The organism is Streptomyces sp. NPDC040405 (genome assembly GCF_055595765.1).
On record NZ_JBVIVI010000001.1, the window covers coordinates 965,847 to 979,815 of the forward strand.

Annotated in this window: 13 protein-coding genes; 6 read left to right on the forward strand and 7 right to left on the reverse strand. The window is 72.1% G+C overall.

All coding sequences use genetic code 11. From position 1 onward, the window contains the following. Nucleotides 1–169: 169 nt before the first annotated feature. From ACZ59A_RS04305 to ACZ59A_RS04320, 4 genes are read left to right on the forward strand one after another with little or no spacing between them, the layout of a single operon-like run. Nucleotides 170–1,480 (forward strand): ABC transporter substrate-binding protein, encoded by a 1,311-nt coding sequence (locus ACZ59A_RS04305; RefSeq protein ID WP_470953294.1) that lies wholly within the window; start codon nucleotides 170–172, stop codon nucleotides 1,478–1,480. Then, nucleotides 1,480–2,382, forward strand: a complete 903-nt coding sequence (locus tag ACZ59A_RS04310; RefSeq protein WP_470953297.1) for a carbohydrate ABC transporter permease — start codon at nucleotides 1,480–1,482, stop codon at nucleotides 2,380–2,382. The genes ACZ59A_RS04305 and ACZ59A_RS04310 overlap by 1 nt, the downstream gene beginning before the upstream one ends. Next, nucleotides 2,379–3,287 (forward strand): carbohydrate ABC transporter permease, encoded by a 909-nt coding sequence (locus ACZ59A_RS04315; protein WP_470953300.1) that lies wholly within the window; start codon nucleotides 2,379–2,381, stop codon nucleotides 3,285–3,287. Before ACZ59A_RS04310 ends, ACZ59A_RS04315 begins: the two co-directional genes overlap by 4 nt. 50 nt (nucleotides 3,288–3,337) lie before the next feature. Next, nucleotides 3,338–5,707 carry a beta-xylosidase/alpha-l-arabinosidase gene (locus ACZ59A_RS04320; RefSeq protein ID WP_470953303.1) on the forward strand — a complete coding sequence of 790 codons (2,370 nt, stop codon included), beginning with the start codon at nucleotides 3,338–3,340 and terminating at the stop codon, nucleotides 5,705–5,707. A gap of 21 nt (nucleotides 5,708–5,728) precedes the next feature. On the opposite strand, the gene ACZ59A_RS04325 is transcribed toward ACZ59A_RS04320, so the two are convergent. Next, on the reverse strand, nucleotides 5,729–7,714 hold the full coding sequence (locus ACZ59A_RS04325) for a hypothetical protein (protein ID WP_470953305.1): 1,986 nt from the start codon (nucleotides 7,712–7,714) through the stop codon (nucleotides 5,729–5,731). Nucleotides 7,715–7,856: 142 nt separating this feature from the next. Here ACZ59A_RS04325 and ACZ59A_RS04330 point away from each other — a divergent pair, with 142 nt between their 5' ends. After that, nucleotides 7,857–8,795 (forward strand): oxidoreductase, encoded by a 939-nt coding sequence (locus tag ACZ59A_RS04330; RefSeq protein WP_470953308.1) that lies wholly within the window; start codon nucleotides 7,857–7,859, stop codon nucleotides 8,793–8,795. Between the two features lie 146 nt (nucleotides 8,796–8,941). Next, nucleotides 8,942–9,733 carry a putative protein N(5)-glutamine methyltransferase gene (locus ACZ59A_RS04335; protein ID WP_470953311.1) on the forward strand — a complete coding sequence of 264 codons (792 nt, stop codon included), beginning with the start codon at nucleotides 8,942–8,944 and terminating at the stop codon, nucleotides 9,731–9,733. 20 nt (nucleotides 9,734–9,753) lie between these two features. Here the strand turns inward: ACZ59A_RS04335 and ACZ59A_RS04340 are convergent, their stop codons facing one another. From ACZ59A_RS04340 to ACZ59A_RS04365, 6 genes are all read right to left on the reverse strand, one after another. Next, nucleotides 9,754–10,128: a roadblock/LC7 domain-containing protein gene (locus ACZ59A_RS04340; RefSeq protein WP_470953313.1), complete on the reverse strand. Its 375-nt coding sequence runs from the start codon at nucleotides 10,126–10,128 to the stop codon at nucleotides 9,754–9,756. Between the two features lie 55 nt (nucleotides 10,129–10,183). Then, entirely contained in the window at nucleotides 10,184–10,693 is a 510-nt protein-coding gene (locus ACZ59A_RS04345) for a roadblock/LC7 domain-containing protein (RefSeq protein ID WP_470953316.1), read from the reverse strand. Nucleotides 10,694–10,731: 38 nt separating this feature from the next. Then, entirely contained in the window at nucleotides 10,732–11,511 is a 780-nt protein-coding gene (locus ACZ59A_RS04350) for a transcriptional regulator (protein WP_470954641.1), read from the reverse strand. Nucleotides 11,512–11,591: 80 nt separating this feature from the next. Continuing rightward, entirely contained in the window at nucleotides 11,592–11,990 is a 399-nt protein-coding gene (locus ACZ59A_RS04355; RefSeq protein WP_470953319.1) for a hypothetical protein, read from the reverse strand. Nucleotides 11,991–12,180: 190 nt separating this feature from the next. After that, nucleotides 12,181–12,510: a hypothetical protein gene (locus ACZ59A_RS04360; protein WP_470953321.1), complete on the reverse strand. Its 330-nt coding sequence runs from the start codon at nucleotides 12,508–12,510 to the stop codon at nucleotides 12,181–12,183. 62 nt (nucleotides 12,511–12,572) lie between these two features. Then, on the reverse strand, nucleotides 12,573–13,919 hold the full coding sequence (locus ACZ59A_RS04365; protein ID WP_470953324.1) for an MFS transporter: 1,347 nt from the start codon (nucleotides 13,917–13,919) through the stop codon (nucleotides 12,573–12,575). Nucleotides 13,920–13,969 lie beyond the last annotated feature (50 nt).

Genomic DNA, 13,969 nt, shown 5'->3' on the forward strand with positions numbered 1-13,969 from the left:
TCGCTGCCGCTGTCGATCGGCTAACTCATGACTAACGAGCCGCTGGTGCGGGCGAGTTGGGGGAACAGCACCCCGCCCGGTGCCGGAAGTCTTGACACCGCATCAGGCCCCTCATACCGTCCACGCAACCGCTTCCGAGAATTATCGGGCAACTTCCGGAAGGCACGTGATGCGCATACCTCGGTCAAGGTCATCCCTCCGTGCGACGGGCATCGCGGCGGCAGCCGCGCTCGTGTTGGGGGGAACGCTCAGCGGCTGCGGAAGCAGCGGGCCCGGAGGGTCGGGCGACGGGGAGATCAGCGTCTGGGTCTACCAGGACCCCTCGACCAAGGTGCAGCGCCAGGTCGTCGAGCGGTTCAACAAGACCTCGAAGATCAAGGTCAAGCTCACCCAGGTGCCGGGCGACGGCTACTCGGACAAGCTGCGCACCTCCATGGGCACGCCCAACGCCCCCGACGTGTTCTTCAACTGGGGCGGCGGCAGCATCAGCGAGTTCGTCAAGAAGGACATGCTGCTCGACCTCGACCCCGCGATGCAGAAGGACCCGTCGCTGAAGAAGGGGTTCATCCCCTCGATCCTCGACGCGGGCGGCATCGACGGAAAGCACTACGGCATCCCGATGCGCGGCATGCAGCCGGTGATCCTCTTCTACAACAAGGACGTGTTCAAGCAGGCGGGCGCCCAGCCGCCCACGTCGTGGAACGACATCATCAAGCTCATCGGCACCTTCAAGGGCAAGGGCGTCACCCCGTTCGTCCTGGCCGGTACCGACCCGTGGACCGAGCTGATGTGGGTGGAGTACCTGGTGGACCGCTACGGCGGGGCCGGGGTGTTCAAGAAGATCCAGAGCGAGGGCAAGGACGCCTGGGGCGATCCGGCGGTGCTGAAGACGGCGGAGACCATCAAGGACCTGGTGGACCGCGGCGCGTTCGGCAAGAACTACAAGTCGGTCAACTACACGGCGGACGGCGCGTCCACGTACTTCGCCAAGGGCAAGGCCGCGATGCATCTGATGGGCAGCTGGGAGTACGCCAACCAGAAGACCAACCAGCCCGCGTTCGCCAAGTCGGGCCTCGGCTGGACCACCTTCCCGTCCGTCCCCGGCGGCACCGGCGACCCCAAGAACGTGGTCGGCAACCCCACCAACTACTGGTCGATCAGCGGAAAGCTGAAGGGCAAGAAGCAGCAGGCGGCGATCGACTTCGTGAAGTTCGCGGCCAAACAGGACTACGCCAAGGCGCTGATCGCCAACGGCGACGTTCCCACGACGTCCGACGCGTCCTCGCTGCTGAACGGCCACGAGAACCCCACGTACGCGAAGTTCCAGTACGACATGGTGCGGGACGCCCCGGACTTCACGCTCTCCTGGGATCAGGCGCTGCCCGCCAAGTACACCCCACCGCTGCACACCAACATCCAGAAGCTGTTCAACGGCCAGCTGAGCCCGACGGAGTTCGTCGACGCCCTGAAGGGCATGTGATGGCGAACGCCGCCACGAGACATACGAACGTGGGGCGGCCGAGCGCCGCCTGGGCCCTGCCCGGCGCCCTGTTCTTCGTGTTCTTCGCCGTCGCCCCCATGATCCTCGTCGGCGCGCTGGCCTTCACCGACTGGGACGGCATCGGCACCCCGCAGTGGACCGGGCTCAGCAACTGGACCCGGCTGTGGGACGACCCCGACACCCATCAGGCCATCCGGCTCAGCCTCGTCCTCACCGTACTGACCTGGCTGGTCCAGACCCCGCTGGCGCTGCTGCTCGGGGTCTGGGCGGCCGGGCGGCAGCGCAACCGGGCCGTGCTGTCGGCGATCTTCTTCCTGCCGCTGCTGGGGTCGTCCGTCGCGCTCGCGCTGGTCTGGAAGTCGCTGCTGGACCCGAACTTCGGCCTGATCGCCGACATCGGCCCGGCCCTCGGGTTCGAGGACGGCGACCTGCTGGGCAGCCCCACGGGCGCGTTCGGCGCGATCCTCTTCGTCACCGCATGGCAGTTCATCCCGCTGCACACGCTGATCTACCAGGGCGGGGCCCGGGCCGTCCCGCGCTCGCTCTACGACGCGGCGGCGATCGACGGCGCCGGGACCGTACGGCAGTTCTTCTCGATCACCCTGCCGCAGCTGCGGAACACCGTCGTCACCTCGTCGGTGATCATGGTGGTGGGCGCGCTGACCTTCTTCGACACCGTGCTGATCCTCACCAAGGGCGGCCCCGGCACCGACACCACGATCATGCCGTACCTGATGTACAAGAACGGCTTCCAGGCGTTCGACCTCGGCTACGCGAGCGCCGTCGCGACCATCCTGGTGGCCGTCGCCACCACCGTCTCCCTGCTGCTGGTGCGGCTCACCGGCTTCACCGCGATGCGCAGCACCCGGGAGGGCATGTGACCGACGTCCTGCACGGCCACCCCCGAGACGGCGTCCATACGCCGAAAAGGACCCCGGCGGCGTCCCGCCCCCGCCGACGCCGCCGGGGTCCGTCCCGCCGCAACTACCCGGCCGGGGTCGGCGCGCTCATCTGGCTGGCCGTCGTCGGGCTGCCGCTGTACGTGCTGGTCGCGGCCACCTTCCAGACCCGTAACGGCTACATCGACGACGGGCCGCTCGCCCTGCCCGACCATCCCACCTTCGCCAACTACCGCCGGGTGCTGGGCTCCGGCTTCCTGCACTACCTCCTCAACACCGCGCTGGTCACGGCCGTCTGCGCGGCGCTGGTGATCGTGCTGTCGGTGACCGTCGGCTACAGCATCGTCCGCACCCGCAGCCGCGTCTCCCGCCGGATCTTCCAGATCTTCCTGCTCGGGCTCGCGATCCCCTCCCAAGCGGTGATCATCCCGATCTATCTGGTCATCACCAAGCTGCATCTGTACGACACCCTCCTCGCCGTCATCCTGCCGACGGCCGCCTTCTCCCTCCCGGTCAGCGTGCTGATCCTGGTCGGCACGGTGCGCGACATCGACGAGGAGATGTACGAGTCGATGGCGCTGGACGGCGCGAGCCCGACCCGGGTGCTGCTCCAGCTGGTCGTACCGCTGTCCCGCTCCGGGATCTCCACCGTCGGGGTGATGTCCGCGCTGCACGCCTGGAACGGGTTCCTCTTCCCGCTGATCCTCACCCAGTCCAAGAGCAACCGGCTGCTGACGCTGGGCCTGTACGACTACGTCGGCGAGTTCCGGGTGGACACCCCGGCGCTGCTCACTGCGGTCGTGCTGTCCATCGTCCCGATCTTCCTCGTGTATCTGTTCGCGCGGCGCCAGCTGATCAACGGTCTGATGGGCATGGGCGGCAAATAACAGCCTCCGGTACGCCGCCCACCAGTACGCCGCTCACCACAAGGAGCTTCATGCCTCACCCCTGGCAGGACACCTCCCTCCCCGCCGAGGACCGCGCGGACGATCTGCTCGCCCTCATGACGCTGGAGGAGAAGCTCGCCCAGCTGTACAGCGTGTGGCCGGGTTCGGAGGCCGAGGAGGGCGAGGACGTCGCCCCGCTCCAGCACGAGGTGGCGGAGGACGTGGACCTCGACGGCCTCCTCCCGCACGGCCTCGGACAGCTGACCCGCCCCTTCGGCACCGCCCCCGTCGACCCCGCCGAGGGCGCCGCCGCGCTCGCCCGCACCCAGGCCCGTATCACCGCCGCGAACCGCTTCGGGATCCCGGCGCTCGTCCATGAGGAGTGCCTGACCGGCTTCACCGCCTGGCGCGCCACCGTCTTCCCCACCCCGCTCGCCTGGGGCGCCTCCTTCGACCCGGCGCTGGTGGAGTGGGCCGCCGGGCAGATCGGCGGCTCGATGCGGTCGGTCGGCATCCACCAGGGGCTCTCGCCCGTACTGGACGTGGTGCGGGACGCGCGCTGGGGGCGTACGGAGGAGTCGATCGGCGAGGACCCGTATCTGGTCGCGACCGTCGGCACCGCGTACGTCCGCGGCCTGGAGTCCGCCGGGCTCATCGCCACGCTCAAGCACTTCGCGGGCTACTCGGCCTCGCGGGGCGCCCGCAACCACGCGCCGGTCTCGATCGGCCCGCGGGAGCTGGCCGAGATGATCCTGCCGCCGTTCGAGATGGCGCTGCGGGACGGCGGTGCCCGCTCCGTGATGCACTCCTACAACGACCTCGACGGCGTCCCCTCCGCCGCCAACCCCTGGCTGCTGACCGAACTGCTGCGGGAGCGGTGGGGCTTCACCGGCACCGTCGTCGCCGACTACTTCGGCATCTCCTTCCTGGAGCTGGCCCACCGCGTCGCCGACTCCCCCGCGCGCGCCGCCGCCCTCGCCCTCGCGGCGGGCGTGGACGTCGAGCTTCCGGCCGCGCGCTGCTACAGCACCCCGCTGCGGGACGCCGTACGGGCCGGGGAGGTGCCGGAGCGGCTGGTCGACCGGGCGGTACGCCGGGTGCTCACCCAGAAATGCGAACTGGGGCTGCTGGACCCGGACTGGTCGCCGGAGCCGCCCGCGCTCGCGACCTCGCCAGTGGATCTCGATCCGCCCGCGATGCGGGCCGTCGCGCGGCAGCTGGCCGAGGAGTCCGTGGTGCTGCTCTCCAACGACGGGGATGTGCTGCCGCTGGCGCCCGACGCCCGTATCGCCGTCGTCGGACCGCTCGCCGACGACCCCGCCGCCATGCTCGGCTGCTACACCTTCCCCCGCCATGTCGGCATCGAACACCCCGATCTGCCCATGGGTGTCGAGGTGCCGACGCTGCTCGCCGCGCTGCGCGCCGAGCTGCCCGGCGCCCGGATCAGCCACGCCGAGGGGTGCGCCGCGCCCGGCCCGGCGCCCGCCTCCCCGGCCGGTCCCGGCTCGGCGGGCTCGGCGGCGCTCACCGCCGAGAGCCGGTTGGCGCAGGCGGCCCGGATGGCGGCGGACGCCGAGGTGTGCGTGGCGGTGCTCGGCGACCGCTCCGGGCTCTTCGGGCGCGGCACCTCGGGCGAGGGATGCGACGCCGCCGACCTCGAACTCCCCGGTGACCAGGGCGCGTTGCTGGACACCCTGCTGGCCACCGGGACGCCCGTGGTGCTGGTGCTCCTCACCGGCCGCCCCTACGCCCTCGGCCGCTGGTCGGGGCTGCTGGCCGCCGCGGTGCAGGCGTTCTTCCCCGGCGAGGAGGGCGGCCCGGCGGTGGCCGGGGTGCTGGGCGGGCGCGTCAGTCCGTCCGGGCGGCTGCCGGTGAGCGTGCCGTACGCGCCGGGCGGCCAGCCCTGGACGTATCTGCAGCCCCCGCTCGGCCGCCTCGGCGACGCCAGCACCGTCGACCCGACCCCGCTGTTCCCCTTCGGCCACGGGCTGACGTACACCTCGTTCGCCTGGGAGCGGCCGGAGGCCGACGCCGCCGAGGTGGCGACGGACGGCGAGACGACGGTACGGCTGACCGTGCGCAACACCGGCGACCGGGCCGGTACCGAGGTCGTGCAGCTGTATCTGCACGACCCGGTGGCCCGCACCGCCCGCCCGGTGGCGCGGCTGGTCGGCTACACCCGGGTGCCGCTCGGGCCGGGCGAGTCGGCCGAGGTGCACTTCACCTTCCACGCCGACCTCGCCTCATACCCGGTGGACCGGGACGGCGGCCGGATCGTGGAACCGGGCGCGCTGGAGCTGCGGTTGGCGTCCTCCAGCGCCGACGCCGACGTACGCCACACCGTCCCGCTGACGCTGACCGGGCCCGAGCGCCGGGTGGACCACCGGCGGCGGCTGGTGTGCGAGGCACGGGTGAAGTAGATGTGCGGCGGGGCGGGGCCGTCAGCGCGGGCCCTCCCCCGCCTCCACCCGCGCCCAGGCTTCCTCGAACAGCTCGGGCAGCGTGCGGGCGGGCAGCGGGAGCTTGTCCTCCACGCGTCCGCCGTAGCGCAGCCGCAGACCGAGGAGGTCCGCCTTCCACACCTCGATCGGCCGGTAGAACTTCTTCGGCGCGGGCGCCCAGTCGCCGGGCAGGAAGACCCCGCGCCCGGCCCGGGCCCGCTTGTCCTCGACCGCCAGCCCGCGGGCGACGAGCGCGGCGGCGGCCTCCTGGTGGCGGGCGGCCGTCCAGCCGTTCCAGAGGCGGACGCCGCGGTCGGTCGGCCGGGGCAGGACCAGGAGCTGCAGATAGAGGGCCGCCGGGTCCTGGTCGAGGCCCAGCGCCTCGGCCACCGATGCCACCACGCCGGGGGCCGAGGCCGCCGGATCCGCCTCGTACCGCCCGGCGGGCAGCGCCCCGGAGGCGATCCGGTCGACGATGCGGGCGCAGACCGGACCGCGCAGCCACTCCACGATCTCCAGCTCCCGGCGGCCGACCCCGGGCGCGGACGCCGCCGACAGCCGCTTGGAGCGCTCGTCGTCCCCATAGAGCGCCGGGCGGAAGTACAGATGGGTGTTGCCCCGGTAGCCACGCCGGTCGATGGTGCCCTCGGCGCCCACGGTGAGCCCGTCGTCCACCGTGGCGACGTCCAGCCGCTCCGGCCCGGCGTACGGGCAGCCGCCGAACACCTCGCGCAGCTCCGTGATCGGCTCGTCCCCGGTGTGGCGGAAATACCCGGCGTCCAGCAGCAGCCCCGGGTGGTTCAGCCGGTCCTTCATCAGCCGGACGAAGCCGGGCACCCCGTCCCGGACCGGATCACCTGCGGGCAGCTCGGCGTAGGCCCAGGGGAGGTTGTGGACGCCGCCGCTCAGCAGCTCCCCGAACCGTACGATCTGCCAGTGCTCGTCGGCCGCGGAGCATCCGTAGTCGGTCCTGCGGAGCCAGGTGTCGAGGCCGGCGGAGAGCGTGGGCTCCCCGGCGGGGTCGGTGAGCGTGGCGCAGAAGCGGGACGCGGACAGCGGGAACGTCCCCTGGTCGATGACCGCGCCCAGCGTGCGCTCCGACACCACCGTGCGCCGCCCGAACCGCGCCCGCCACTGCTCGGCGATCCGCTCGGCCACCGGCCGCATCCCGCCCGGCTCCCACAGGTCGGCCGGATCCTCCGGCAGGACGTCCGCCGCCACCTCCAGCCGCCCCGCCGTGCCGAGCCGCCACAACTCGCTGTTGCCGTCCTCGGCTTCGCCCATCTTCAGCCGCAGCGTCGTCCGCTCACCGGCGTCGAGGAACGGGACGTACGACAATTCGAGCATCCCGGCCAGCGCGAGCGACGCCGCCGCTCTGCTCAGCCCCGTACCGTCCCGCAGCAGGGCCACCGCCTCCCGGTCCCACGGCACGGGCCCCCGCTCCCGCACCAGCGCCACCAGCCGCCGCACCTGCTCCGCGCTGCCCCAGCCGCGCGGCACCTCGGCGACCTCCGCGATCTCCCCGAGGCTCGGCGGCTCCGCGTCCCCGGTGCGCAGATCGACGAACCGGCGCAGCCCCTCGCCGCCCCACCCCACGCAGACGGCCGCCCCGTGCTCGTCGCGCACCGCCGTCCGCTCGGTGGCCACCGTCCCGGTACGCAGCCGGGCCCCCGGGTCGGCGAACGGGCTGTCCGCCCACACCTCCAGCAGCGCCAGCTGCCGCTCCCGCCGCTCGTCCCGCGTGGACGCGGCGGCCGCCCGCAGCGCGACGGCCCCGATCCGCCCGATGAACCGCGTCCACGACCCCTCACCGGCATTCCCGGGCCCGTCCCCCGGCTCCGCCGGATCCCAGGTGCCCCGCAGATAGGCCCCGGTCCGCTCGATGGCGGCGAGCGCCCCGGGCTTCCACATGCCCATGCCGTCGACGAGCCCGGTCAGCGCGGGCACCACCTTGTAGTCGTCCAGAGCCGTCCGCGCGTCCGCCATCGGCCCTCCCCCGTTCGATCGCGTCATAGGGAGATCCTGCCTCATGGGTCCGACAGCGGCGTTCTGGTGTGCGAAGGGCGGCCGTGGCATGTTCGTCCCCAGCGCCACCCCACCACCGGGATCACCTCGAAGGAGCGCGTCGATGAAGGGCTGGACCGCGAGCGACATCCCCGACCAGACCGGCCGCACCGCCGTGGTGACCGGGGCCAACAGCGGCCTCGGCTACGCCACCGCCCGCGAACTGGCCCGGCGCGGCGCCCAGGTGGTGCTGGCCTGCCGGGACGCGGGGCGCGGCAAGGACGCCGAGGAGCGCATCCGGGCCGAGGCACCGGGCGCGGCGGTGCGGTTCGCGCCGCTGGACCTGGCCGATCTGTCCTCCGTACGGGCCTTCGCGGCCGAGTACCAGGGCGACCGGCTGGACCTCCTGATCAACAACGCGGGCGTGATGGCCCTCCCCTACCGCAGGACCGCCGACGGCTTCGAGATGCAGTTCGGCGTCAACCACCTCGGCCATTTCGCGCTCACCGGGCTGCTGCTGCCGAAGCTGCTGGCGGCCGGGCCGGGCGCCCGCGTGGTCACCGTCTCCAGCTTCATGCATCTGCTCGGCACGGTCGATCCGGCCGACCTCTCCATGCAGCGCAGATACCGGCGCTGGGCCGCCTACGCCCGCTCCAAGTCCGCCAACCTCCTCTTCACCCACGAACTGGCCCAGCGGCTGCGCACCGCGAACGCCCCGCTGGTGGCCGCCGCCGCCCACCCCGGCTACGCCGCGACCAACCTCATGTCCGTCGCCCCGAAAATGGAGGGCCACCGGGCGAAGGAACGCTTCATGGAGATCGGCAACCGCTACTTCGCCCAGCCCCCGGAGCGCGGCGCCCTCCCCGCCCTCTACGCGGCCACCGCCCCCGGCATCCAGCAGGACGACTACGTCGGCCCACCCCTCCAGGGCCTCCGCCCCGGCTCCCCCACCCACGCGGCCCGCGCCAAGTGGACCCGCAGCGACAAGGCGTCCCGCCAGCTGTGGGCGGCCTCGGAACAGCTCACGGGCGTGCGCTACGCGGCGCTCGGGAGCCGCGGCTGATCGGGTAATGTGGCGGTCACTCGTACGCGTCTAGGAGGTGAGACCCATCAACGCCAGTTCAGGCTGGGTGCTCTCGCCTCGGGGTTTCGCGGAATAGCTGACCGCCGGGAGCGCCCTCGGGGATTCCGAAAGGCTTCCAGGCTTCCATGTCGGCACCTTCACTTGTCACCTTTTCCACCGTCGTCACCAGACTCCGCGCCGCCGGGTGCGTGTTCGCCGAGGACGAGGCGCGGCTGATCCTCGCCACCGCCCGTGGCCCCGCCGAACTCGACGCCATGGTGGACCGGCGCGCCGCCGGGCTGCCGCTGGAGCATGTTCTGGGCTGGGCGGAGTTCCGGGGGCTGCGGATATCCGTGGACGCCGGGGTGTTCGTACCGCGGCGGCGTACGGAGTTCCTGGTCGAGCGGGCGGCCGCGCTGGCGCGCGCCGGGGCCGTGGTGGTCGATCTGTGCTGCGGGTCGGGCGCGCTGGGGGCCGCGCTGGTGGCGGCGCTGGGCGGCCGGGCCGAGTGGTACGCGGCCGACATCGACCCGGCCGCGGTGCGCTGCGCCCGTCGTAACGTCGAGCCCGCGGGCGGGGCGGTGTACGAGGGTGATCTCTACGAGCCGCTGCCCGCCGCGCTGCGCGGCCGGGTCGATGTGCTGCTGGCCAATGTGCCGTACGTGCCCACCGAGGAGGTCGGGCTGCTGCCGCCGGAGGCGCGGGTCCATGAGGCGCGGGTGGCGCTGGACGGTGGCGCGGACGGGCTCGACGTACTGCGCCGGGTGACCGCCGGGGCGCCGGGGTGGCTGGCGCCGGGCGGCAGTCTGCTGTTCGAGACGAGCGAACGGCAGGCGTCGCGCGCGCTCGACATCGTCGCCGGGGACGGGCTGGTCCCGCGGGTGGAGGTGTGCGAGGAGCGGGAGGCCACGGTGGTGATCGGGGCCCTCGGCCGCTGAGGAGCCGCTGCTCCGGTTGCTCAGACCTCCAGCTCGGCCTCTATCTTTCTGAGCTGGTGGCGGGCCATCGCCAGGTTCGCGCGTCCGGAGTCCAGTACGAGGTAGAGGAAGAGGCCGTTGCCTCCGCGGCTCTTGAGCAGCCGGATCAGGTGGTACTGGGTGCCCAGGGTGATGAGGATGTCCTCGATCTCGTCCTGGATGCCGAGGTGTTCCATGGTGCGCAGCTTGGCGCGGACGACATCGGTGTTGCCCGCGGCCGCCACGTTCAGGTCGAAGCTGGCGCCGCCTCCGGCGGTTCCCAGCGCCATCCCGCTGGTGTAGTCGACGAGCGCGGCTCCGGTGGCGCCCTCGATCGTCGAGAGCGCGTCCTTCAGTGCTGTTTCGGTGTTCGCCATGGCGGGTGTCGTTCCCTTCGGGTTGCGGTGTTGTGCGGTGCGAGGCGCGCGGCTTCTACGTCGGGGGCTCCCCCGTGGCCGGGCGCCGGGAGCGGGTGCGGGACCCTCCCGTGCGTCGGGAGGTGGGCCGTACGGGCAAGGGGGGCGGGTCGGTGGCGGCGGCCGGCCCGCCGCGGGGGCGGTCGGGCTGCTGAACGCCGCCCGCCACCAGTTCGCTGATGCGCCCGCTGGAGCGGCGTCCCTCCAGATGCAGTCGGCCGACGTTCACCTGTCCCTCGGCCAGCAGGGTCAGCACGGCGGACGGTCCGGCGGCGTAGGTGGCCAGATAGCCGTGGTCGCTGCGGATGAGGAGTTCACGGAAGCCGCCCTGCCCAGTGGCGTCGGTGAGCCGCAGGGCGATGCCCAGGGCGGCCGCGGTGAGGGCGGCCACTCCCTCCGGCTCGACGCCCCGGGTGTCCTGCGCCAGCACGAGGCCGTCGACGCTGGCCACGAGCGCGCCGGTCAGCTGCGGCATGCGGGACCGGAGCCGGTGGAGTTCGTCGAGGATTTCCGCCTCGGCCGACATGAGCTGTCTCCTTTCGGCACGCTGTCCGAGCGTGCGGATCACAGGCCCTCCAAGGCGTTCCTGAGCCGACGCAGGAGGCTGATGTCGGGGCCGGGGGACGTGTCCGGAGGCGGGGTGGCCGCGGCGCCGGGCCGCGGCGGCCGCCGGGCCGGACGGGTCGGCTGGGTCGGCTGGGTCGGACGGGTCGGCTGGGCCGTCGTCACGATGCCCGCGGCGGCGAGCCGGCGGACGTCGACGAGCGTGTGGAAGGCGGGGCGGCCCAGGAGGCGGGAGATATCGGCCGCGGTGCGTACCCCGTCGACGTGTTCGAGGACCTCGCGCTGCCGCCGCGGCACGTTCGCGTCGAGGGGGAGGCCGGTCCGTAGGAGCGGTTCGGTGTCCGCTCGCCCCTCCGGCCAGATCTCCTGCAGCAGCTTCCGTCGGCGCGATGTCTCTCGCTGCACCGCGCCGACCGGCACCGGGCGCACGGCTCCCATCCAGTGCGCGGCCCCGTACCGGAAGCGGGCCGGGCCACCGTCCGAGGCGAGGACGAAGAACGCCGCGTCGTACAGCGCCCCGAGGTGGCACAGTTCCAACGCCCCTTCGGGGAAGCGACCGCTGTCCACCAGGAACCGCCCCACCCGCTGTGCGGGCCCGGCTTCGTCAAGGGCTTGCCGCCACGCCTCGGGGGACAGGGCGCCGCCCGCGGTGAGCAGCAGCTCGAAATCGGGGGTGTCCGGGCTCTCCGCGTGGATCACGTGTCCGTCGGCGAGATGCAGCGTGCCCCGCTCCCGCATGAAGGAGCCGGTGGCCTTCTCGGCGGCGAGCCGGTGCAGCATGGGCGAGCCGGGCGGAGCGCTGTCGGCGGGGGTCGCGGGGCGCCGCCGGGGCAGGCTGGCAGATCGTGCCCGCAACGCGCTCACCCCAGCACCAGTTGCCGCGCCATCTCGCCCAGCCGGATGCGGGCCAGGGCGAGATTGCCCTCCGTACGGCCGAGCCACAGGTGAAGAAAGACACTGCTGTCGAAGGTGGTACGGACGAACTGGAGCACGTGGTAGCTGTCGCGGTTGCTGACGATCAGATCGTTGACGGGAATGTCCTCGTCCGACCAGTCGGAGCCGTCGGCGGGGGCGAAGGACGGGTATTCCGCCGCCATCCGCGCGAGTTCCGCCGTCTCGGCCGCCGTGGCCTCGTGGTCGCCGCTCGGCGACTCCCCGACCGTGCCCAGAGCCAGACCGCTGGTCCAGTCGACCACGGCGGCACCCCGGGCGCCGGGCAGTTTCATGGCCTCCAGCAGGCACTCGTCGATTCCGGGCACCGTGGCATCCCTCCCCGTGGGCGTCGAATGAATTATGGAGAACCTAGACTCCACATGTGGGGAAGTTGTGAAGGGATCGGTAAATTCCTGTGGAACCTGTGACCAATGAGTAGCCACTGTCAATGTTCTGAGATTCCGTCACCCATTGACGAATCGGCCCAAATCGCCCCGTCGGCGGCTTCTCGGTCCGTCAGGTGGCTCGGTGGTGGCCGATACGGCCGTCCAGTGCGCGGCGGGCGCCGTCCAGAGCGGCGGCGGTGGCCTGCCGGGCGGATGCGGCGTCGGGGTGGCCGAGCGCATCCGCGATCTCGTCCCACGTACGGCCCGAGGCGAGCAGCGCGTGGACCGCGGCGCCGAGCGCGTGGTCGGTGGCTCGGCGGGCCTCGCCGATCCGGCTCAGGGTGGCGAGCAGATCGGGTGCGGTGTGGGCGGCGTCGGTGTGGTGGCCGACGAGGGTGAGCGACTGGTCCGCGGTCACCCACCAGTCGGCGGGGGTGGGGTGTTCTGGGGTCACGGTCACCCGGCCATCGTAGCGTCGAGGACCGCTGAATGGGTCACATGGTCCGCACAGCGGACCAACGGTCATGCTTCGATGCGCTCCACGCGGTCGATGAGCAGCGCGTACGCCACCAGCCCCACGGCGACGACGATCCCGATGTAACCCAGCGCCCAGGCGAAGGAGCCGGTCCCGTCGACGATGAAGCCGATGACGAGCGGGGTGAGCACACCGCCCGCGTTGGCCATGAAGTTGAAGACGCCGCCGCCGGTGCCGGTGAGCCGCCGCGGGACGGAGTCCGCGAACAGCGCCCAGCTGTTCTGCATCAGCCCCTGGGCGAAGAACGCGATCGACATGAAGGTGATGACGAGCGGCGCGGAGTCGGTGAAGTTCGCGCAGACGATGATCGAGGCGAGTACGAAGCCGATCATCACCGGAAGCTTGCGGGCGACCGTGCGGGACCGGCCGTTGTTCAGCATCCGGTCCGACCAGGCGCCGCCCGCCAGCGTGCCGACCAGCGCCGCGAGGTAGGGCGCGGAGGCCCAGAACCCGGCCTTGATGATGCCCATCCCCTTCTCCTCCACCAGATAGCTGGGGAACCAGGTGAGGAAGAAGAAGAGGACGGAGGCGCTGGCGAACTGCCCTATGTACATGCCCCACAGCCGCTTGTTGGTGAAGAGCACCCGCAGATCGGCGCGCAGGGTGGAGAGTTCCGCCTCGGACGCCTTCTCCGCGGCGTCGGACGGCTCCCGCTCGTCGGGCTGCTGGATGTGGGCCAGTTCCTCGACGCTGACCTTCGGGCTCTGCTCGGGACGGTCGTACACCCGGCGGAACCAGACGACGGAGAAGAGCAGCCCGACCGCCCCGGTGACCAGGAACACCGAGCGCCAGCCGAAGTGCACGGTGAGCAGCGACAGAACGGGCGCGGCGACCGCGAGCCCGATGTACTCGCCGGAGGTGTACGTGGCGGTGGCCCGGCCGCGCTCGCTGCCCGGGAACCAGTTGACCACCAGCCGGTTGTTGGACGGGAACGCCGGTGCCTCGAAGGCGCCGAGCGCGACCCGGATCCCGACGAGCGAGCCGAAGCCGCGCGAGAGGGTTACGGCGGCGGTCGCGAGCGACCAGCCGATCAGCGCGTATCCGAACGCCAGCTTGGCTCCGGCCTTGTCGATGAGCCGCCCGGTGGGGATCTGGAGGAGCAGATAGGCCCAGCCGAAGGAGGACAGCAGGATGCCCTGCTGGGTGGCGGTGAGGTGGAGGTCGTCCTTGATGTGCGGGAGGGCGACCGAAAGGTTCGTCCGGTCCAGGTAGTTGATCGCAGTGATGATGAAGAGGGAGGTGAGCAGCCCGTAGCGGGCCCGGCTGACAGCCGGGCGGGCGGAGTCGGGGACGAGGGGCGGGGACACGGTGGCGGGCGTGCCGGTGGTGCTCATGGCGAGACTCCTTCGTCTCAGGGCGGTCTGAGGGCGGCCTCAGGGCGGGG

Coding starts and splice junctions, on each gene's coding strand:
- ACZ59A_RS04305 (WP_470953294.1), top strand. CDS start 170: ATGCGCATACCTCGGTCAAGGTCATCCCTCCGTGCGACGGGCATCGCG.
- ACZ59A_RS04345 (WP_470953316.1), bottom strand. CDS start 10,693: ATGTCGGCCGAGGCGGAAATCCTCGACGAACTCCACCGGCTCCGGTCC.
- ACZ59A_RS04340 (WP_470953313.1), bottom strand. CDS start 10,128: ATGGCGAACACCGAAACAGCACTGAAGGACGCGCTCTCGACGATCGAG.
- ACZ59A_RS04320 (WP_470953303.1), top strand. CDS start 3,338: ATGCCTCACCCCTGGCAGGACACCTCCCTCCCCGCCGAGGACCGCGCG.
- ACZ59A_RS04325 (WP_470953305.1), bottom strand. CDS start 7,714: ATGGCGGACGCGCGGACGGCTCTGGACGACTACAAGGTGGTGCCCGCG.
- ACZ59A_RS04335 (WP_470953311.1), top strand. CDS start 8,942: ATGTCGGCACCTTCACTTGTCACCTTTTCCACCGTCGTCACCAGACTC.
- ACZ59A_RS04350 (WP_470954641.1), bottom strand. CDS start 11,511: ATGCTGCACCGGCTCGCCGCCGAGAAGGCCACCGGCTCCTTCATGCGG.
- ACZ59A_RS04365 (WP_470953324.1), bottom strand. CDS start 13,919: ATGAGCACCACCGGCACGCCCGCCACCGTGTCCCCGCCCCTCGTCCCC.
- ACZ59A_RS04330 (WP_470953308.1), top strand. CDS start 7,857: ATGAAGGGCTGGACCGCGAGCGACATCCCCGACCAGACCGGCCGCACC.
- ACZ59A_RS04310 (WP_470953297.1), top strand. CDS start 1,480: ATGGCGAACGCCGCCACGAGACATACGAACGTGGGGCGGCCGAGCGCC.